The organism is Microbacterium sp. BLY (assembly GCF_017939615.1).
Classification (GTDB): domain Bacteria; phylum Actinomycetota; class Actinomycetes; order Actinomycetales; family Microbacteriaceae; genus Microbacterium.
This window is the reverse complement of the sequence record NZ_JAGKSR010000001.1, coordinates 630,747-650,803: the sequence shown is the minus strand read 5'-3', so window position 1 is coordinate 650,803 and position 20,057 is coordinate 630,747. Positions and strand designations below refer to the sequence as shown.

Genomic DNA, 20,057 nt, shown 5'->3' with positions numbered 1-20,057 from the left:
GGCTAGCCGTCGGTGTCCCGCTGCCCGTCCACGCGGCGCACGAGCACCCAGGTGTTGCCGAGGGCGCCGACCGTATGGGTGAACTCGTCCAGTGCGGCCTGGGACAGTGCGAGACCCCGGCCGCTTTCCGCCGCCTCGTCCGGCATCGACACGGCGTCCCAGTCGACCGGCGCAGGCGGGGCCGTGTCGCGGATGCACGCGCGCAGGGTGTCCGTCGTCACGCGGACGTCGACGCTGAGCACGACGTCCGCGGTGTCGTTGTGCTGCGCGATGTTGGTGGTGACCTCGCTCAGCGCGAGGGCGAACAGGATCCGGTCCTGCGACGGCACGTCCGGCGTCCGCTCCCAGAGTCGGTCGAGCTCGTCGAGCGCACGGTCGACGAGCGCGAGCCCGGCGGGCCCGAAGACGTGGAAGACGCCCGCCTCAGTGTCCATCGAACGCCGATTCCGGCGTGGGGTAGTCGCGGAGCACGCGATCCAGGTTGGTCAGATGGAGGACGGTGCGGACCGCCTCGGGGACGGCGGCGATCCGCAGATCGCCGCCGGCGACGCGGGCGCTCTTCAGCCCGCCGACGAGGGCTCCCAGCCCCGAGGAGTCCACGAACTCGGTCCCGCTGAGATCGATCGCGATCCGCGGCTGACCGGCGGTCACGAGGTCGCTCACCGCGTTGCGCAGCAGGGGGGCGCCGGAGGCGGTCAGGCGCCCGGTGATCGTGACGACGGCGTAGCCGTCCCTGGTGTCAGTGCTGACGTTCATTCGACTCCTTCTCGATGACCTTCGCGGCCGGGCCGCGATAGCGCGCCGCCTGGATGATGACGCTGAGGACGACCAGGTCGTAGAGGACCCAGGCGGTGTTGACGAGCGTGCCCGTGCCGTCGCCGGTGCCGACGATGACCCGGGCGACGCCGATGATGAGGGCGATGACCAGCACGACCATGGCGGTCAGCTGGGGCCAGATCTCCCGCCACGGCACCCCGCGCGGGTCGCGGCCGTCCTTGCGGGTGACGGCGAACGAGAGCGGTCGTCCGAGCACGACGTTGGCGAAGGCCGTCCCGCACGCCCGGATCCACACGGGGAACAGGGCGAGCGAATACTGCTGGCCCCGCCAGGTCTTCACGCCCTTCGCGACCACGAGGAACAGGGCCTGGTTGACGAGGAAGTACGGCAGGAAGCGCGCGAAGAAGTCGACCGACCACGCCGTCACCGGCAGCACCCCGAACACGAGGTAGATCACCGGGGCGGCCAGGTAGACGACGGCCGCGAAGCCCGAGAGGTAGCTCCACATCGTGGCGAAGTACATGAGGCGCTGCCCGGCCGAGAGGCCGCGTTTGACGAGCGGGTTGTCCCGCAGCATCACCTGGAGGGTGCCCTGGGCCCACCGGAGCCGCTGCGTCAGCATCGTCCGCAGGTCTTCCGGCGCCAGGCCGTGGGCGAGGATCTCGTGGTGATAGACGCTGCGCCATCCGAGGGCGTGCAGCTGCATCGCCGTCGCCATGTCCTCCGTCACCGAGATGGTGGCGAGCGGCAGGATCGGCTGCGCCTCCTCGTCACGGTCGAGACGCAGGGTGTCCAGCAGCCCGCGCACGGCCTCCACCGCGGTGACGGGGGAGAGGTCGGAGGCGGCCAGCGCGTCCAGACCGGCCTCGTCCACGACGACCTGCCCGAGCTCCGCGTCCTGCTGCACGGGAAGAGACTCGATCACCGCGAGATCGGCGCGAATGCCGTCGAGGTCGTGGGCCACGAGGATCCGCGAGGCGTTGTCCACCGCGGTGCGCACGCGCGCCGCGACCTCGGCCACCGACTCCCCGGCCGCGAGCTCCTTGCGCCCCCGGGCGATCGCGATGCGCAGCGCTCCCAACTCCGTTGCGAGTGCCGGATCGGTCGCCCCGTCTGCTTCCCGCGCGATCAGGGTCTCCGAGGTCTTCAACGCGCGCGCGGCGGAGTCGGTGACGGATCGCACGTAGCCGACGATGCCGAGCTGCATGAGCGCCTCGCGACGGAGCACGGCGTTCGAGCCGCAGAAGAACGCGGCGTTCCAGCCGTCCTTCCCCTGCTGGATGGGGCCGTAGAACAGGGGTGCCTGGCTGCCCAGCGGGTCCGCCTCGTCGACGTTCACGAACCACTGGGGCGTCTGCACGAGAGCGACCTCGGGGTCGTCCGCGAAGTAGCCCAGCGTCCGGTGCAGGATCAGCGGGTCCGGCACCTGGTCGGCGTCGAGGATCAGCAGGAACTCGCCGTCGGTCTGGAAGAGGGCGCTGTTGAGGTTGCCCGCCTTGGCGTGCCGCGGCTTGCCCGTCCAGTCCTCCGACCGCGTGAGGTAGCCAATGCCCGCGGCCTCCGCCTCGGCCTGCAGGTCGGGACGGGAACCGTCGTCGAGGATCCAGGTCGAGTGCGGGTAGCTGATCCGCTTCGCCGCCCGCGCAGTCGTCATGACCAGCTCGATCGGCTCGTCGTAGGTGGTGATGAACACGTCGACCGTGCCCTGCGGGGGCGACACCGGGGCCGGCCGCTCCTTCGCCCGCCACATGGTCAGGCAGAAGAGGGCGGTGTCGATGAGGCTGTAGGTCTCGGCGACGACCAGCGGGACCGCGATCCACCAGGCCGACCAGTTCACCGACTCGAGCCAGCGCCAGGTGACGTAGTTCACGCCGAGCAGGACGGACAGCAGGGCCAGGACGCGGATGGTCGCGAACCGGGCGGTCATGCGTCCCTCCGCACCACGACGACCGTGATGTCGTCGGTCGCCCGGTCGTCGTCCTGCGCGAGCCGCAGCGCCTCCGCGACCGCGCCGTCCGGCCCCAGCGTGTCGAGCACACGCTGCACATGGCCGAAGGGGTCGTCCGGATCGAGCACGTCGAGGAGCCCGTCGCTGCAGCAGATGAACGCGTCGCCCACCTCGAGCCGGGTCGTGACGGCGACTCGCGGTTCGGCGAAGCCCATCCCCATGCCGAGGGGCAGGTTGGTCGAGCGGAGGGAGGTCCACGACCCGTCGGCGCGCACGATGAACGCGAGACTGTGACCGGCGTCGATCACCTCGAGCTCGCCGGTCTCCGGTTCCAGTTCCGCCACGACGGCCGTGACGAACATCGACGTGTCCGCGAGGTCGTCCTCCAGCAGGCGGTCGACCTCGGCCACGGCGTCGGTGAGGGAGCGTTCCGGTGCCGTACGCAGCGAGGCGCGCACCGTGGCGGCGACGAGTGCGGGGCCGGTGCCCTTGCCCATCGCGTCGGCCAGGGTCACCCGCAGGGCGTCGTCGTGGCGCGAGAAGTCGTAGTAGTCACCCGCGAGGGAGCCGCGCGGCGCAGCGCCCGCGGCGATGGTGTACCCCGCGATCTCCGGGTGCACGCGCGGGCGCAGCGCGCGCTGCACGATGGCCGCGTGATCGAGGTCCTCGTCCTGCGCGAGTTCGGTCTGCACCCAGAAGGCCAGGTCGCGGAGGAGACTGCGCTGCTCGTCGCTGAAGGTGTGCGGTTCCGTGTCGAGCACGCACAGCGTGCCGACCGGTTCACCGCCCGGCGCGTGCAGCGGGTGCCCCGCGTAGAAGCGCAGATGCGGGTCGCCGGTCACGAACGGGTTGTCGGCGAAGAGCGCGGTCGTGCTCGCATCCTCCACCACCACCGTCCGGTCCTGCGACACGGTGTAGTCGCAGAACGAGTCCTCTCGCGGTGCCTCGTTCCCCCCGAGGCCGATCTGCGATTTACGCCACTGCCGGTCGCGATCGATCAGCGAGACGCTGACCATCGGCACGCCGAACATCTCCTTCGCCAGCCGTGCCACCCGATCCACCCGGTCATCGGGTGGTGTGTCAAGGATCCCCAGTTCCTCGAGCGCTGCTTGTCGCCGTCGCTCGTCGAACATGCCCCGCCCCTCCTTCTGTTTCCCACATCCTAGGGAGGTTGTGCGCGGGGGTCACCCACCTGTTCGCGGCCCACTCAGGCCAATCACAGGAAACGGTTCTGCGCAAGCCCCAGGGGGAAGCGCTTCTCTGGTCCTAGCATCGCGCCAGGACCGGAGTGCCGTGTCTGTGCGTCCTCGAAAGGAGGCAGGCGGATGCCGCTCAAGACCCGTACGCGGGACCGATACAACCGACGGGAAGCCCTCGCCGGTTATCTCTTCATCTCCCCCTGGCTGATCGGCTTCCTCATCTTCACGGCCGGCGCGATGATCTACAGCCTGTACATCTCGTTCAGCAGCTACAACCTGGCCACGAACAGCGCCCGTCCCGTCGGGATCGACAACTACGCCAACCTCTTCGAGGATCCGCGGGTGGGGGTCTCGCTGGCGAACACCCTGTTCTACGTGGTGATGGCCGTGCCGCTGGAGATCGTGTTCGCGCTGGTGCTCGCGCTGCTGCTCAACCGGGTCGGGCGGGGCGCCGGGTTCTTCCGCGTGCTCTACTACCTGCCCAAGATGACGCCGGCGGTCGCGACCGCGGCGGTGTTCTTCCTCCTCCTGAACGGCAACTCGGGCGCGATCAACCAGTTCCTCCGGGTGTTCGGCATCCAGGGACCGCAGTGGCTCGTCGACCCTGCGTGGGTGAAGCCGAGCATCGTGATCATGACCCTGTGGACGGTCGCCGGCACGATGGTGATCTTCCTCGCCGCCCTCAAGAACGTGCCGGTCGAGCTCTACGAGGTGGCATCGCTCGACGGGGCGGGACCCATCCGCAAGTTCTTCTCCATCACCCTGCCGATGATCTCGGGGGCCATGTTCTTCAACGTCATCGTGCTGTCGATCGCCGCGTTCCAGATCTTCGATCAGGCGTACCTGCTGTTCTGGCGCGATCAGAGCAACTCGTCTCCGGAGGCGTCGCTCTTCTACGCGATCTATCTGTTCCAGCAGGCGTTCCGGCAGTTCAACTTCGGCTTCGCGGCGGCGATGGCGTGGCTGCTCTTCGTCATCATCATGATCATCACGCTCATCCAGGTGAAGGTCGGCAACCGCTTCGTCTACTACGAGGGAGACCGCTGATGTCCCAGACCCTGCGTCAGGTGCCGGTCGAGGCGGAGCCCGAGAAGGTGCCGGGCACGTTCACGACCACGGTGCCCACCCGCCCGCGCTGGCGTCGGCACCTGCGACAGCCGAAGAGCCTGATCGCCCGCATCGTGCTGAACGTCATCCTCGTGCTGTTCGCGCTGCTGTTCCTGTACCCCTTCGCGTGGCTCATCGCGGCGAGCCTCAAGCCGCGCGGCGAGGTGTTCGACAACGCCCTCATCCCGAAGACGTTCGTGCCGGAGAACTATGTCGAGGTGTGGAATCAGCTCCCGCTGCTGAACTGGATGGGCAACAGCATCGCCATCGCGCTGCTCGCCGCCGGTGCCGTCGCGATCTCCAGCTCGATCGTGGCGTTCGGGTTCGCCTACTTCCGCTTCCCGGGGCGCGGGCTGCTGTTCGGCCTCGTGCTCGCGACGATGATGCTCCCGGGTGCGGTGACGATGATCCCGATCTACCTCATCTGGAAGGAGACCGGCCTCCTCGGCACGTGGGTGCCACTGTGGGGCATGAACCTCTTCGGCTCGGCCTTCTACATCTTCTTGCAGCGGCAGTTCTTCCTCGGCCTCCCTCGGGAGCTGTTCGAGGCGGCGCGGCTCGACGGGGCCAGCGCCTGGGGCCTGTTCTGGCGGATCGCGATGCCGCTGTCGATCCCGTCGTTCGTCATCGTCTTCCTGTTCGAGTTCCAGGCGAGCTGGAACAACCTCCAGGCCGCCCTCATCTACCTCAACGCCGGGTCGGTAGACGAGTTCACCGCGCCGCTCGGCATCGCCTACGCCATGACCAAGTACAGCCCCACCGCGGGCGGTCACGGCGACTACCAGTACGTCATGGTCGCCTCCCTCCTGGTGACCCTCCCGATGCTCATCCTCTTCGCCTTCGGGCAGCGCGCCTTCATCGAGGGCGTCGCGACCCAGGGGCGCAAGGGATGACGAACCACAGATCGAAAGGAGCAGTCATGCGCACACGCATGCTGGGAATCACCGCGGTCGCCGCGGCATCCGTCCTCGTCCTCGCCGGGTGCGGCGGGGGAGGGGGAGACGACCAGGCGGCCGACGCCGACTTCGGTGCGGAGCCGAGCGGCACGCTGAAGGCGTGGGGCTTCGAGAACGCCGACGACGTCGGGACCTCGCGCATGGACTACGCCGCCGAGCAGCTGAAGGACGTCGAGGTCGACCTCGATGCGACGGCCTTCGACGCGCAGAAGTTCACCACGCGGATCGCGAGCGGCGACGTGCCCGACGTCGTGCAGATGGACCGCCGGTACGTGACCACGTACGCCGCGCAAGACCTCATCATGCCGCTCGACGAGTGCTTCGCGGCCCAGGACGTCTCGCCGCGGGACCACTGGTACCCCTTCGTCGTCGACGACGTCACCTACGACGATGCCGTGTGGGCGGTGCCGCAGTTCTACCAGCCGCCGGCGATCCTGCTGAACAAGGCCGTGCTCGACGAGGCGGGGGTGACGGCGGATGAGATCGACACCTCGAAGCCCGACGTGCTGCTCGGCGCGATCGAGAAGATGTACCAGGAGTCCGGCGGGGTGCCCACGCGGCTCGGGTTCGACCCGGTCGCGACGGGGCAGGCGGGGCTGTGGATCCTCGGCATGGGCGGCCAGCTCAACGATGAGAAGGGGGCGCCCACCCTGGACGACCCCAGCAACGCGGCCGGCATCGAGATGCTCAAGCAGATCACCGACGCGCAGGGCGGCTTCGCGGCCGTCAAGAGCTTCACCGACTCGTTCGACGCCTTCGGCGATCAGAACCAGTTCGTCGCCCAGCAGGTCGGCGCGCAGGTGAACGCACAGTGGTATCCGAACGTGCTCAGCCCCTACGCCGACCAGATCGACCTCGAGGCCGTGCCGTTCCGGAACGCCGATGGGGAGCCGTTCTCGGTCGCCTCCGGCACCGCGTTCGTGATCCCGGCCGGGGCGGAGAACCCCGCGGCGGCGTGCGCGTGGATGGTCAACCTCACCTCCGACGACGCGTGGACCGCGGCGGGCGAGGCGCGTGCCGAGACCCTGAAGACCGACGGCGGGATCAACACCGGGCTGTTCACCGGGTCGCCGTCCGCCGACCAGTCGATCCGTGACACCTTCGTCACCGACAGCGGCAACGCCGGCTTCGACCAGGTCATCTCCACCTACTACGACGTGGTGGACTACGGGCAGTCGTTCGGCTCCTCGCCGGCGGGCCAGGAGATCCAGAACGAGCTGAACAACGCCATCACCGCGGCGCTGCTCGGGGACAAGTCGCCCGAGGACGCGCTGAAGGAGGCGCAGGAGGCCGCGATGCGGGCGTACGAGAACGCCACGGCCGGCTAGTCCCGGAGGGGTGAGCGGCTACCAGTGTTGACTGTTAACAGTCAACACTGGTAGCCTCGCGGTGTCGACAACACGGTCGACCCACGTAGAGGAGCAAAGATGCCCCGCATGCGCATCACCCGGGCGGCCGCTGCCTTCGCCGCCGTCGCCGCCACCGCCCTGGTGCTGTCGGCCTGCACGAAGGTCGACGAGAGCGAGGGGGCCGCTTCGACCTATCCCGAGGACGACATCCGGCTCATCATCCAGGCGAATCCCGGTGGCGGCTCCGACCTGTCGTCGCGCGCGCTCGCCACCGAGCTGGAGAAGATCCTCGGCGTCAGCGTCATCCCCGAGAACATGCCCGGCGCGGCCGGCGCGCTCGCGATGGAGTACGTCGGCTCGCAGGACCCGGACGGCTACGTCATCGGCTTCGCGCCCGTCGAGATCGCCATGCTCAACACCACCCAGAGCGCGAACGTGATGCCCGACGACTTCGACCTGCTCGGCCAGATCATGCTGGCCCCCGGCGTCATCACCGTCGGTGCGAACAGCGGCATCGAGACGCTCGACGACCTCGTGACCCAGGCCAAGGCCGGTGCGGTCACGGTCGCCAACTCCGGCGCCGGGTCCATCTGGGAGGCCGCCACCCTCGGCCTGGGCCAGGCGACGGACGCCGAGTTCACCCCCGTCCCCTACGACGGTGGCGCCACGGCGGTTGCGGCGGCCGCGTCCGGGGAGACCGTCGCCGCCGTCTCCGGACTCGGCGAGGCCCTCGCGCAGGGCGAGGCGGTCCGCATCCTCGCGGTCATGAACGACGAGCGTCACCCGGACGCGGAGGATGTCGAGACCGTCGAGGAGGCCATCGGCGAAGAGGTCGTCTTCGGCGGCTGGGGTGGCATCTACGCACCGGCCGGCCTGCCCGACGACGTGCACGACGCCCTCGAGGCCGCCGTCAAGGAGGCCGTGGAGTCCGAGAGCTACCAGAAGTTCCAGGCGGACGCCGGCAACCTCGTGGTCTACCGCGACTCCGCGGAGTGGACCGGGTTCGTCGACGACCAGTTCACCCTGTTCCAGGACCTCCTGGGCTGAACACCACCGGTGGGGCCGGCACGCGCCGGCCCCACTGCGTCCTCCGACGAAGGAGCACCATGACCAGCCCCGACACCGCGGCCGAGGCGGCCGCGCCGGGCGGCTACGAGGGGGCGACCGCCTCGCGTCCCCTCGAGATCGCGTTCGCCGCCGCCGCCCTCGCGATCACCGCCGGCTACCTCTTCCTCGCCACGCAGATCCCGCTGCGCCGCGAGGCCGCCCCCGGGCAGATCGACGCCCGGTTCTGGCCGCTCGTCATCGGGGTGACCGGGGTCGTGATCGCGATCGCCCTGCTCGCCGTGGCGATCACCCGCCCGGCCCCCACACGTGAGGATCTCGAGCGCATCCAGCCGGGCGGCGTCCTCCGGGTGATCGCGACGATCGCGATCGCCGGCGCCTTCATCGCGCTCTGGTCGCTCGGCTCCGTCATCCTCTTCGGCTACCGGATCGAGGTCTTCCCGGTCGCCTGCGCCCTGCTCATGGCCGCGCTGATGCTCCTCTACGGCCACCGCCGCTGGCTGAGCCTCGTCATCTACTCCGCCGCCGTCACGGCGTTCGTCTACGTCGTCTTCGGCATGCTCCTGAGGATCCCCCTGTGAACGCGCTCCTGGAGGGGCTGAACTCGCTCCTCGACATCTCGATCCTGCTGTACATGGCCGTCGGCCTCGTCCTCGGCTTCATGGTCGGTGCCTTCCCTGGCATCACCGCGACCATGGCCGTCGCGCTCGCCGCCGGCTTCACCATGACCCTCGAACCGGTGCAGGGCCTGGCGGTGCTGCTGACGATCTACGTCGCGGCGAACTTCGGCGACCGGGTGCCGTCCATCCTCATCAACACCCCGGGGACTCCCGCCTCCATCGCCACGACCCTCGACGGCTATCCGATGGCGAAGCAGGGCAGGGCCGGTCTCGCGCTGACGATCTCCGCGATCGTGTCGGCCGTCGGCATCCTCGCCTCGCTCGTGCTGTTCTCGATCGCCGCGGTGCCGATCGCCAGCTTCGCCCGCGACTACTTCAAGTCGCCGGAGCTGTTCGCGCTCGTCGTCTTCGGCATCGCGATCATGATCGGCATCTCGTCGAAGTCGATGCTCAAGGGCATCCTCGCCGGACTCTTCGGGCTCATGCTCGGCAGCGTCGGCACCTACGCGGCCACCGCCGACCAGCGCTTCACGTTCGGCGTGCTGGAACTCGTCGAGGGCGTGAACTTCATCGCCGTCATCATCGGCCTCTTCGGCATCGCCGAGCTGTTCGACCAGCTGCTCACCCACCGGAAGTCGCACGTGCGCCCGATCTCCAGCCTCGGGCGCTGGTGGCCGAACCGCGCCGAGCTGAAGCAGAGCGGCCGTGCGACCGCGGTCGGCGGAGCGGTCGGCCTCGGCGTCGGCCTCATCCCCGCGGCCGGCGGCGACATCGCCGGGCTCATCGGCTGGGAGCGGGCGCGCAAGGCGTCGAAGCACCCGGAGATGTTCGGCAAGGGATCGATCGAGGGCGTCGCCGCGTCCGACACCGCCTCCAGCGCCACGCTCGGCGGCTCGCTCACCACGACGATGGCGCTCGGCATCCCCGGGGACTCCGTGATGGCGGTCATGATCGGCTCGATGATCATCTGGGGCATCACCCCCGGGCCCACGCTGTTCACCAACCGTCCCGACCTCGTCGTCTCGATCGTCGGCATCATGCTCGTCGCGACCCTCCTGTCGCTCGCGCTCAGCCTGGTGCGGATGAAGGGCATGGTGAAGCTGCTCGACGTGCCGCAGCCGTACCTGTGGAGCGGCATCCTCATCTTCTGCATCATCGGGACGTACGCCACCTCGAACAGCCTGTCGACGGTCGTCACGATGCTCGTCTTCGGTGTGATCGGCGTCCTGCTCAAGCGCATGCAGGTGCCGGCAGGACCCGTGGTCCTCGGCCTCCTGCTTGGTCCGCTCGCCGAGGAGAACCTCGCCCGGACCCTCGCGATCCTCCCGACGCGGCCGTTCTTCGAGGTCGTCAGTCCCATCGCCCTCGTGCTGCTCGCGCTGGCCGTGCTGTCGATCGTGATGCCGGCGATCCGTGCCGCCCGCAAGCCCCGCGCCGAGCGAGCGTCGTTGGAGGACTCGATCCTCCACACCGACAGCATCGTGCAGATCGAGAAGGCGCACGACGAGCTCGCCGCACAGCCGGACCTGCTCACCTCCACCGTCCGCAACGTCGACGCGGGCACGCGCCGGGGACGCGCCGACCGCAAGAACCGCCAGAGCACGACCCCCGAGGAGACCGAGAAGTGACCCGCTACGACATCCTGACCGCCGTCCCCACCGCGTTCCACCGCGACGGGACCCTCGACCTCGAGGGGTCGCGTGCGATCTTCCGGTTCGTGGCCGACTCGGGCAACGAGGGCGCGTTCGTCCTCGGCACCACGGGCGAGTTCCCCGCCGTGGACGCGGCCGAGTTCCGCGCGCTCGTCGCCGCGGCGTTGGAGGAACTGGCCGACCGGATGCGCGTGGTCGTGCACGTCGGACAGCCGAGCACCTTCGAGGCCGTGCGACTCGTCGGCATCGCGAAGGAGCTGGGCGCCACGGAGTTCGCCGCCCTCACGCCGTACTACCTGCGTGCGACGGACGACGCCATCCTCGACTACTACCGCGCCGTCTCGTCGGCCGTGGGTGACGGGCGCCTGTACGTCTACATCTACCCCGCGCGCAGCGGGAACCCGGTCTCGCCGGAACTGCTCGTGCGGATCGCCGCCCTGCCGAACGTGGTGGGGGCCAAGGTGAGCGAGCTCTCGCTCGACGACATCGCGGCCTACCGCGCGGTGGTGCCGGCCGACTTCGAGCTCTACACCGGCGCCGACCGCGACCTCATCGCGGCCGTCGAGGCGGGGGCGCAGGGCGTGGTGTCGGGCGTCTCCTCCGTCATCCCGAAGCCGTTCCGCGCACTCGCCGACGCGGGACGCTCGGGAGACGCCGAGGCCATCGCCGCCGCCCAGGCCGCCGTGGACGACGTCGTCGCCCTCATCGGCGGCGACATGGCACGCATGAAGGAGGCGTACCGCGTGCTCGACGTCGTCGACACTCATTGCCGCATGGCGATCGCCGAGCCCTCCGCCGACGAGCGGGCCGCCGTCGCACAGGTGGTGGCCACGCATCGCTGACGCGACCGGCACACCGCCGGGATGAGACGCCGCGACCTTCGGGTCGCGGCATTTCTTTATTCTTTCTCGGTCTTACTTGTCCGACAAGTGGGCGCGAAGAAAAGGACACTTGACGACACCAGCGAGGACTGTCTACGCTCAGTAACGGGAATTCCGCCGATGTCGCGAAGGAGCGAACGGAACATGTCAGACAAGATCGAGGTCACCGGGTCCGACTTGTCGGACGCGCTCGCGCGACGTCTGGCTCAGCACCTGCAGCGCTCCGGCCTGGAGATCGGCGACCCGCTGCCCACCGAGGCCGAGCTCGGTGCGGTGCTCGCGGTTGGCCGCCAGCGCATACGGGAAGCCCTCAGCGTGCTCGAAGCGTTCGGCATCGTGGCCTCCCGGCAAGGAGCCCGCCGCGTGTGGCGCGGGTTCCGCGCCGCCGATCTCGCCACCCGCTGGATCGGCTTCGTCGACGACCCGGAGGCCGCCACCCGCGAGCTCCTGGAAGTGCGGCACGCGCTCGAGACGTCCCTGCTGCCCCTGGTCATCCCGCGCCTGCAACCCGCCGACCTCGCCCGGCTGCGCCTGCTCTCGGAGGAGATGGTGGAGCGCGCGCTGCGCAACGAGAGCTTCGCCGAGCTCGACCAGCAGTTCCACCGCGGGCTGCTCGCGCCGATGGGCAATGCGTTCGTCGACCAGTTCCTGCAGTCGTTCTGGGTCGTCTTCGCGGCCGCGCGACGCGAGGAGCCCGTCGAGGAGGACCCGGCCATCGCTGCGATGCACGGTCGCATCATCGATGCGATCGAGGCCGGCGACACCCGCCGGGCCGTCCACGAGCTGGATGCCCACTTCTACGGCGTCCGCAACCGCTACCCGGACATCGACTTCGGCAGCACGGCCCCGCTGCCGGTCTGACCCTTTCCGCACCGGCGCGTTCTGTCGCACCCGTCTTGAAATCGATTTCGCACGACCCTCATCTGATCGACGAAGGAGTACGCATCATGAGATCCACCCGAATCCTCCCCGCCCTGGCCGCCCTCGGCGTCGTCGCCCTCGCCACCGGCTGCGCCGGCAGCGCCCCGTCCGGGGAAGGGGACGGCCCCGTCGAGATCACCTACTGGCTCTGGCAGGACGACGCGACCGACCCCACCTGGACGGAGCTCGCGGAGGAGTTCAACGCCGCACAGGACGACGTGAAGGTCGTGCTGGAGACGATCCCGCTCGACCAGTACCAGAACCAGCTCGTGTCCTCCGCGATGAACGGCACCGGTCCGGACGCCGCCCGCAGCAAGGACTGGTGGCTCGGGCAGTTCGCGCCGCAGGGCGCCATCGCCGACCTCACCTCGTACGTCGCCGGCTGGGACGCCTCGGATGACGTGGTCGACTCCCTCTGGGCGACGGGACAGCTGCCCGGCGAGGACGCGGTGTACATGCTGCCGCACCAGTACACGACGCTCTACCTCTACTACCGCACGGACTACTTCGAGGAGCTCGGGCTCGACGCGCCGCGCACGCAGCAGGACCTCCTCGACGCGGCGGCCGCCCTCACCGGCGACGGCCGCTACGGCATCGACGTCCGCGGCGGTGCGGGAGGACAGGACCAGTGGCTCGCGTGGATGTACGCCGGCGGCGCGTCGGTCGTCGACGACTCCGGCGAGGTCGTGCTGGACGACGCGAAGGGCGTCGCGGTGAACGAGGACTACCTCAGCATCGTCACCGACCTGCAGGCGGCGCCCCCCGGATCGATCACGGCCGCCTTCGCCGACGTCAAGACGAACTTCGTCGAGGGCCTCACCGGCATGATGATCCACCACCCGGGTTCCCTGAAGGAGCTGCAGGGCGTCTTCGGCGACAAGCTCGGCGTCGTCCCGATCCCCACGGCGGACGGGAAGCCGGGCGCCACGCTCGGCAGCATGAGCGGCAACGTCATCCTCGAGGGCTCCGACAAGAAGGACGCCGCCTGGGAGTGGATCTCCTGGCTGAGCGAGGAGGCGCAGATGGAGAAGATCTCCGCCTCGCCGCAGGGTCAGTTGCCCGTGCTCGAGTCGGTCATCGACACCGAGGCGTACTCGTCCGACCCGCAGCTCGCGGTCGCGGTCGACGCGATCCCCACCGCCAAGACCTGGCCGGCGCTGGAGGGGGTGGCCGAGCTCGCCGCCAAGGAGTGGAACCCGCTCATCCAGCAGGCGTTCCAGGGTGAGATCAGCAGCCAGGACGTGCTGACGAAGATGTCCGACGTGCTGCGCTGAGGACCGACATGGCAAGCTCCACCCTCACGGAAGCGGTCGTCACCGGCCGGCCGGCCCCGCGCCGGCCGGTGACCCGGCCTCGGCGACGCGCTCGCCGCGGCTCGGTCGCCCCCCTCGTCCTGCTCGCGCCGGCGATCGTGCTGGTCGCGGTCTTCGCCGGGTACCCGCTCGTCCGCTCGATCTGGTTCTCGTTCAACGACGTGAGCGTCTTCACCGGCGTGCTCGAGTTCGTCGGGTTCCAGAACTTCGCCAGTGTCATCGGCACGGCGGAGTTCCTGCCCACGCTCGGCCGCACGGCGTTCTGGACCTTCGGGGCGGTCTCCCTCCAGCTGATCGGCGGGCTGTCGCTCGCGCTCATGCTGAACAACCGCTTCCCCCTGCGGGGCGTCTACCGCGGACTCATCATGATCCCGTGGGCGACGCCCAGTGTCCTGGTGGCGCTCATGTGGAAGTGGATCCTCGACCCCAACAACGGCGTCCTCAACCAGTGGCTCCTGAACGCCGGCGTCATCGACGCCCCGATCGAGTTCCTGTCGCAGAACAGCACCGCGCTGCCGACGCTCGTGATGATCGACGTCTGGCAGGGCATCCCGCTCTTCGCGATCATGATCCTCGCGGCGCTGCAGAGCGTGTCCGGCGAGCTCAAGGAGTCCGCGCAGATCGACGGGTGCGGCCCCGTCGGGGTCTTCCGCCACGTCGTGCTGCCCGCCATCCTCCCGACGATCCTCATCACGACGCTCCTGCGCCTGATCTGGACCTCGAACTACGTCGACCTCATCTTCATCCTTACCGGCGGCGGGCCCGGCACGTCCTCGACGACCCTGGCGCTCGAGTCGTATCTGACGACCTACAAGGCCAGCGACTTCGGTGCCGGCGCGGCGTACGCCGTCATCCAGGCCCTGTTCCTCGCCGTCTTCATCGCGCTCTACGTGCGCCTCACCCGGAAGGACACCACGCGATGAGCACGACGACCGCCCCCGTCCGCTTCGGCCGCCTCGCGGGAAGGACCGGCTTCGCGATCGCGCTCCTCGGCGTGCTCGCGATGGTGCTCGGGCCGTACATCGTGATGTTGCTGACGTCGCTCACGCCGCGGGACGAGCTCGCCGGCGCGGGAGCGAACCTCATCCCCTCGGAGTTCACGACCGCGTCGTACGCCGAGCTGCTGTCGACCACACCGTTCCTGACCTATCTGCGGAACAGCCTCACCGTGGCCGCGATCGCGGTCCCGGTGACCCTCGTGGTCTCCACCGGCGCCGCGATCGCGATGTCCCGGTTCGACTTCCGCGGTCGCGGGGCCGTCATGATCGGGCTGCTGCTCGCGCAGATGTTCCCCGCGGTGCTGCTCGTGATCTCGCTCCAGGGGCAGCTGCGCGGCATGGGGCTGATGGACACGACGCTCGGCCTCGCCCTCGTGCACGCCGCGTTCGCCACGCCGTTCGCCACCTGGCTGCTCAAGGGCTTCGCGGACTCCATCCCCCGGGAGATCGAGGAGGCGGGCCAGATCGACGGGGCCTCGTCCGCGCAGATCGTCCGCATCCTTCTGCTGCCCCTCCTGCGACCGGGCATGGTGGCGGCGGGAACGTACGCGTTCATCCTCACCTGGAACGAGTTCCTCTACGCCCTCACGTTCACCTCACAGACGGCGACCCGCACCCTGCCGGTCGGACTGCACCTGTTCATCGGCGAGTACCAGATCCGCTGGGACCTGCTCACCGCCGGCGGCGTGCTCTCGGTGCTCCCCGTCGTCGTCGGCTTCCTCCTCGTGCAGAAGCGCCTCGTCGCCGGACTCGCCGCCGGCGCCGTCAAGGGCTGACGCCCTCCGCCCCCTCCTCGTCGTCCCGGAAGGACCACGCATGAAAATCGAATCGATCGACCTCCAGCTCTCCCGCATCCCCCTCCCCAAGGGGCCGTGGGGGGACCAGATCCATCGGGTGACCCACATCGAGATCATCCTCGCCGACATCACCACCGACACCGGCCTGGTCGGCACCGGATTCAGCCACACCTCCGGCGTCGGCGGCCAGATGATGATGGCGGCGCTGCGGGAGCTCATCCCCACCCTCATCGGCCGCGAGGTCAATCCGCGGGCCGTCTGGCAGCACTCCTGGCAGCACCTGCGCGACAACGGCCCCGGCGGGACCACCACGCTCGCGCTCGCCGCGATCGACGTCGCACTGTGGGACCTGCTGGGGCTGCACTACCAGCAGCCGCTCGCGAAGCTCCTCGGCCAGGTGCGAGACCGGGTCGCGCTGTACGGCAGCGGCATCAACCTGAACCTCTCCGCCGAAGAGGTCGTGGAGCAGGTCAAGGAGTGGAAGGCCGACGGGTACGCCGCCGGGAAGGTCAAGGTCGGCAAGCCGGACCTCGAGGAGGACGTCTACCGGCTCACCAAGATCCGTGAGGCGGTCGGCGAGTATCCGCTCATGGTCGACGCCAACCAGGGATGGACCTACGGGGAGGCGGTCCGGGCGGTCACCCGGTTCCGCGACCTCAACCTCTACTGGGTGGAGGAGCCGCTGCGCGTGGACGACGTCGCCTCCCACGCTCGCCTCCGGGCCCGGTCGCCGATCCCGATCGGGCTGGGCGAGAACGTCTACACGCTCCAGCAGTTCAACCAGTACCTCCTCGCCGACGCGTGCGACTTCATCCAGGCCGACGTCGGACGTGTGGGCGGCATCACGCCCTACATGGACATCGCCGCCTTGGGCCGGGCGTACAACGCCCCGATGACGCCGCACTTCGTGATGGAGCTCACGGCCAACGTGCTCTGCGCGGTGCCCAACGCCCTGTTCGGCGAGATGACGGACGGCGGCACCCTCACCGAGCTCGGCGTCATCGTGCCGCAGCGGCCGCAGAACGGCTTCTTCGTCCCGACCGGCGCCCCCGGCAACGGTCTCGAGTACGACCGCGAGAACCTCGCCCGGCACGCGGTGCGCTGAGGAAGGCGAACGATATGACGGACATCTTCGACCTCACCGACCGGATCATCCTGGTCACCGGCGGCCTCGGCCAGATCGGATCGGCCTTCGTCCGCGAACTGCACGGGCGCGGTGCGCGGGTGGCCGTGGCTTCGCGCACCGTCGATGCCGCGCGCCTGCGGGAGGCTTTCCCCGAGCTCGCCGACAGCCCGCGCCTCATCGGCGTCTCGATGGACATCGTCTCGAAGGGCAGCGTCGAGGCAGGCCTCGATGCGATCGTCGATGCGTGGGGTGCGGCGCCGGACGGCGTGATCAACAACGCCGGACTGGACACCCAGCCGAGCGCGCCGCCCGAGGTCTCCGGCCCCTTCGAGGACTTCCCCCTCGACGTGTTCCGGGAGGTGGTCGACGTGAACCTCGTCGGCACGTTCCTCGTGACGCAGGCGGCCGGCGCCCGGATGCGCGCCGCCGGGAAGCCGGGCTCGATCATCAACGTCGGCTCGATCTACGGGATGGTGTCGCCGGTGCAGGACATCTACGCGTACAAGGAGGAGCAGACCGGGGTGCCCTTCGTGAAACCCGTCGCCTACTCCGCCGCGAAGTCGGGGCTGTACAACCTCACCCGGTACTGCGCGACGTACTGGGGCCGGCAGGGCATCAGGGTCAACACCCTCACGCCCTCCGGCGTCGGTCGGGACTCGCAGGACGCGACGTTCCGGGAGAACTACACCGCACGCATCCCGATCGGGCGCATGGCGGAGGCGACCGACTTCAACGGCGCCGCGGTCTTCCTGCTCTCCGACGCCTCGCGCTACATGACCGGATCGAACCTCGTCGTGGACGGGGGGTGGACCGCATGGTGACCACCGCGGCGGACCTCGGGGTGCTGATGGCCGCGATCGCCACCCCCTACGACGCGGACGGGGCGGTCGACACGCGGGTGCTCTCGACGCTCGTGGAGGACTACGTGTCCCGCGGGGTGGAGGGCATCTACTGCTGCGGTTCGTCAGGGGAGGGGCTCCTGCTGTCGGCGGATGAACGCACCGCGGTGGTGGAGACCGCTGTGCGTGCCGCCGCGGGGCGGATCCCCGTGGTCGCCCATGTCGGCGCGCTCTCGACGAGGGAGGCGATCGAGCTCGGGCAGCGGGCGCAGCGGGCCGGCGCTGCCGCGCTCTCGATGATCCCTCCGATCTACTACTCCTTCGGCATCGAGGCCGTCCTCGACCACTACCGCGCGGTGCTGGACGCGGTGGACCTCCCGCTCATCGTCTACAACATCCCGCAGTTCACGGGCACGGAGTTCACGCTCGAGACGGCGGGAGAGCTGCTGGGCGACCCACGCGTGATCGGGCTCAAGCAGACCGCGCACAACATGTACGCCCTCGAGCGGATGAAGGCGGCCTTCCCCGACAAGGCCTACATCAACGGCTTCGACGAGGTGTTCGTGCCCGCGCTCGCCGCGGGTGCCCGCGGGACGATCGGCACGACCGTTGGGCTCCAGGTCGAGCTCTTCCGCGCGGCGCGCCGCCTCCTCGACTCCGGTGACCTGGCCGGAGCCCAGCGCGTGCAGAGCCGGATCAACCACGTCATCGCGGAACTCGTCGCGATCGACGTGTTCCCGGCGGCGAAGTACCTGTCCGGACGCAGCGCCGGAGGGCCGGGCGCCCTGGGCGACTGCCGGCGTCCGTTCCGGCCGCTTCCGGAGGAGGCGCGGGACCGGCTGGACGTTCTCGCGGCGACGCTCGATCGGTTCATCGCCGAGGTCTGAGGGGTGGTTGAAACCGGTTACAGTGGGTGCCCATGGCCACCATCTACGACGTCGCGCAGCGCGCCGGCGTCTCGCCGGCCACGGTCTCCCGGGTCTTCAACGGCACGAGCGTGTCGGAAGAGAAGGCGGCGGCCGTCCGGGCGGCGGCCGAAGAGCTCCGCTTCACGCCGAATCGCACGGCGCGCACCCTGCGGACGCAGAGCTCCGAGGTCATCGCCCTGGTGATCCCGGACATCGAGAACCCGTACTTCACCGAGATGGCCCGCGGCGTCGAGGACGCCGCGTCGGAGGCGGGCTTCTCCGTCGTGCTGTGCAACTCCGACGCCCAGGTCGAGAAGGAGGCGACATACCTCCGGATCGCGATCGCCGAGAACATGTCGGGCGTCATCATCGCGACCGCGGACGAGCACTCTGATCTGGCGCCGGTGCGGGCGACGGGACGTCCGGTGGTCGCGGTGGACCGTCGCACGGCCGCCGACATCGACGGCGTGGTCATGGCCAACCGGGAGGCGGGTGCCGCAGCGACGCAGAGCCTGCTCGACGCCGGGTATCGCCGCATCGCGTACATCGGTGGCCCCGCGCACATCGATACCGCGGCCGAGCGAGCGGAAGGCTGGCGGGAGGCGCTTTCGGCTGGTCCTGATCACGACCTCTCCTCGCTCCAGCGCTTCGCCACGTTCCGTGTCGACGGCGGGCGCGCGGCCATGGAGGAGCTCCTCGCGCTGCCGGAGCCGCCGGACGCGGTGGTCGCCGGCAACAACCTCATCGGCGTCGGGGCGATCCAGGTGCTCACGGAGCGCGGCCTCACCCCGCCGGAGCTCGGCGTCGCGGTCATCGGATCGTTGCCCTTCACGACGCTGTCCCCGTCCGCCGTCACCGTCGTTCGGCTCCCCGCGCGGCTCATGGGTGTGACGGCGGCCCGGATGCTGCTGGATCGGATCAAGGGCGACGAGCAACCGGCCCGGACGATCGTGCTCTCCGGCGAGGTGCAGCGCGCGGCCGCGCGCGCCTGAACCGGACGCTTCTACTGCGAGCGCCAGAATCGTGCCGCGAGGTTCGTCATCTCCTTGTCGAGATCGTCGACCTTCACCTCCAGCCGGTCGAGGCGGTGATCGAGGCCGTCGAGCCGTGCGGTCATCTCGCCGCGGAGCCCGATCATCTCGCCACGCAGCCCGATCATCGCTCCGTGCTGCGCGCCCATCGCCGCACGCAGCCCTCCGGTCTCGCGCATCATCACTCCGTGCAGCGCCGCCAACGCCCCGTGCAGTCCACTGACCTCGTTCGTCATCTGGGTGCGGAGGCTGCCGACCTCGGTGTGCAGTCGCGTAGTCTCGGTGGTCATGTCGGTGCGGAGGCCGGCGATCTCGCCGGTCATCTCGGTGCGGAGGTTGCCGATCTCGGTGGTCATCTCGGTCCGCAGGCCGGCGATCTCGGTGGTCATCTCGGTCCGCAGGCCCGCGATCTCGCCGGTGATCTCTCCGCGCAGTCCGCCGATCTCGGCACGGAGCACGCGGCCGAACTGCGTCGTCATGAGGCTCATGCCGCCCAGCATCGTCGTGACGAAGATGCCGATCAGCGTCCATACCTGCGGGTCGTTCAAGGACATGCCTCCAGTCTCGATC

At 69.5% G+C, this 20,057-nt stretch carries 20 protein-coding genes; 15 read left to right on the top strand and 5 right to left on the bottom strand.

Features of this window, described 5'->3' with window-relative positions:
- Positions 1-2: 2 nt before the first annotated feature.
- Genes KAF39_RS03365 through KAF39_RS03350 form a run of 4 tightly spaced genes read right to left on the bottom strand, consistent with a single transcriptional unit; the run spans position 3 to position 3,858 of the window.
- Entirely contained in the window at positions 3-434 is a 432-nt protein-coding gene (locus KAF39_RS03365) for an ATP-binding protein (RefSeq protein WP_210675959.1), read from the bottom strand.
- Positions 424-756, bottom strand: coding sequence for an STAS domain-containing protein (locus KAF39_RS03360; protein WP_210675958.1), 333 nt, complete (start codon positions 754-756; stop codon positions 424-426). Before KAF39_RS03360 ends, KAF39_RS03365 begins: the two co-directional genes overlap by 11 nt.
- On the bottom strand, positions 740-2,704 hold the full coding sequence (locus KAF39_RS03355) for a glycosyltransferase family 2 protein (protein WP_210675957.1): 1,965 nt from the start codon (positions 2,702-2,704) through the stop codon (positions 740-742). Before KAF39_RS03355 ends, KAF39_RS03360 begins: the two co-directional genes overlap by 17 nt.
- Positions 2,701-3,858 carry a PP2C family protein-serine/threonine phosphatase gene (locus KAF39_RS03350; RefSeq protein WP_210675956.1) on the bottom strand — a complete coding sequence of 386 codons (1,158 nt, stop codon included), beginning with the start codon at positions 3,856-3,858 and terminating at the stop codon, positions 2,701-2,703. Before KAF39_RS03350 ends, KAF39_RS03355 begins: the two co-directional genes overlap by 4 nt.
- 192 nt (positions 3,859-4,050) lie before the next feature.
- Between KAF39_RS03350 and KAF39_RS03345 the strand changes: the two genes are divergently transcribed.
- The 15 genes from KAF39_RS03345 (at position 4,051) to KAF39_RS03275 (ending at position 19,448) form a co-directional block, all read left to right on the top strand.
- On the top strand, positions 4,051-4,971 hold the full coding sequence (locus KAF39_RS03345) for a carbohydrate ABC transporter permease (protein WP_210675955.1): 921 nt from the start codon (positions 4,051-4,053) through the stop codon (positions 4,969-4,971).
- Positions 4,971-5,924, top strand: a complete 954-nt coding sequence (locus KAF39_RS03340) for a carbohydrate ABC transporter permease (RefSeq protein WP_210675954.1) — start codon at positions 4,971-4,973, stop codon at positions 5,922-5,924. Before KAF39_RS03345 ends, KAF39_RS03340 begins: the two co-directional genes overlap by 1 nt.
- Positions 5,925-5,950: 26 nt before the next feature.
- Positions 5,951-7,315 carry an extracellular solute-binding protein gene (locus tag KAF39_RS03335; RefSeq protein ID WP_210675953.1) on the top strand — a complete coding sequence of 455 codons (1,365 nt, stop codon included), beginning with the start codon at positions 5,951-5,953 and terminating at the stop codon, positions 7,313-7,315.
- Between the two features lie 99 nt (positions 7,316-7,414).
- Positions 7,415-8,383, top strand: a complete 969-nt coding sequence (locus tag KAF39_RS03330; protein WP_210675952.1) for a tripartite tricarboxylate transporter substrate binding protein — start codon at positions 7,415-7,417, stop codon at positions 8,381-8,383.
- 59 nt (positions 8,384-8,442) lie between these two features.
- Positions 8,443-8,982: a tripartite tricarboxylate transporter TctB family protein gene (locus KAF39_RS03325; RefSeq protein ID WP_210675951.1), complete on the top strand. Its 540-nt coding sequence runs from the start codon at positions 8,443-8,445 to the stop codon at positions 8,980-8,982.
- Positions 8,979-10,649: a tripartite tricarboxylate transporter permease gene (locus KAF39_RS03320; RefSeq protein WP_210675950.1), complete on the top strand. Its 1,671-nt coding sequence runs from the start codon at positions 8,979-8,981 to the stop codon at positions 10,647-10,649. Before KAF39_RS03325 ends, KAF39_RS03320 begins: the two co-directional genes overlap by 4 nt.
- Positions 10,646-11,515: a dihydrodipicolinate synthase family protein gene (locus KAF39_RS03315; protein WP_210675949.1), complete on the top strand. Its 870-nt coding sequence runs from the start codon at positions 10,646-10,648 to the stop codon at positions 11,513-11,515. The genes KAF39_RS03320 and KAF39_RS03315 overlap by 4 nt, the downstream gene beginning before the upstream one ends.
- Positions 11,516-11,698: 183 nt before the next feature.
- Positions 11,699-12,415 carry a FadR/GntR family transcriptional regulator gene (locus KAF39_RS03310; protein WP_210675948.1) on the top strand — a complete coding sequence of 239 codons (717 nt, stop codon included), beginning with the start codon at positions 11,699-11,701 and terminating at the stop codon, positions 12,413-12,415.
- A gap of 86 nt (positions 12,416-12,501) precedes the next feature.
- Positions 12,502-13,749 (top strand): sugar ABC transporter substrate-binding protein, encoded by a 1,248-nt coding sequence (locus KAF39_RS03305; protein ID WP_210675947.1) that lies wholly within the window; start codon positions 12,502-12,504, stop codon positions 13,747-13,749.
- 8 nt (positions 13,750-13,757) lie between these two features.
- Positions 13,758-14,711, top strand: coding sequence for a carbohydrate ABC transporter permease (locus tag KAF39_RS03300; RefSeq protein WP_144881817.1), 954 nt, complete (start codon positions 13,758-13,760; stop codon positions 14,709-14,711).
- The gene (locus tag KAF39_RS03295; protein WP_025102649.1) at positions 14,708-15,562 is read left to right on the top strand and encodes a carbohydrate ABC transporter permease; all 855 of its coding nucleotides are present in this window, start codon (positions 14,708-14,710) and stop codon (positions 15,560-15,562) included. Before KAF39_RS03300 ends, KAF39_RS03295 begins: the two co-directional genes overlap by 4 nt.
- Before the next feature lie 40 nt (positions 15,563-15,602).
- Positions 15,603-16,688 carry a mandelate racemase/muconate lactonizing enzyme family protein gene (locus KAF39_RS03290; protein WP_210675946.1) on the top strand — a complete coding sequence of 362 codons (1,086 nt, stop codon included), beginning with the start codon at positions 15,603-15,605 and terminating at the stop codon, positions 16,686-16,688.
- Between the two features lie 14 nt (positions 16,689-16,702).
- On the top strand, positions 16,703-17,530 hold the full coding sequence (locus tag KAF39_RS03285) for an SDR family oxidoreductase (RefSeq protein WP_210675945.1): 828 nt from the start codon (positions 16,703-16,705) through the stop codon (positions 17,528-17,530).
- Positions 17,524-18,435 carry a dihydrodipicolinate synthase family protein gene (locus KAF39_RS03280; RefSeq protein WP_210675944.1) on the top strand — a complete coding sequence of 304 codons (912 nt, stop codon included), beginning with the start codon at positions 17,524-17,526 and terminating at the stop codon, positions 18,433-18,435. Before KAF39_RS03285 ends, KAF39_RS03280 begins: the two co-directional genes overlap by 7 nt.
- Positions 18,436-18,467: 32 nt before the next feature.
- Positions 18,468-19,448 carry a LacI family DNA-binding transcriptional regulator gene (locus KAF39_RS03275; protein ID WP_210675943.1) on the top strand — a complete coding sequence of 327 codons (981 nt, stop codon included), beginning with the start codon at positions 18,468-18,470 and terminating at the stop codon, positions 19,446-19,448.
- An 11-nt stretch (positions 19,449-19,459) separates the two neighbouring features.
- Here KAF39_RS03275 and KAF39_RS03270 read toward each other — a convergent pair whose 3' ends face one another.
- Positions 19,460-20,041, bottom strand: a complete 582-nt coding sequence (locus KAF39_RS03270; protein ID WP_210675942.1) for a hypothetical protein — start codon at positions 20,039-20,041, stop codon at positions 19,460-19,462.
- Positions 20,042-20,057 lie beyond the last annotated feature (16 nt).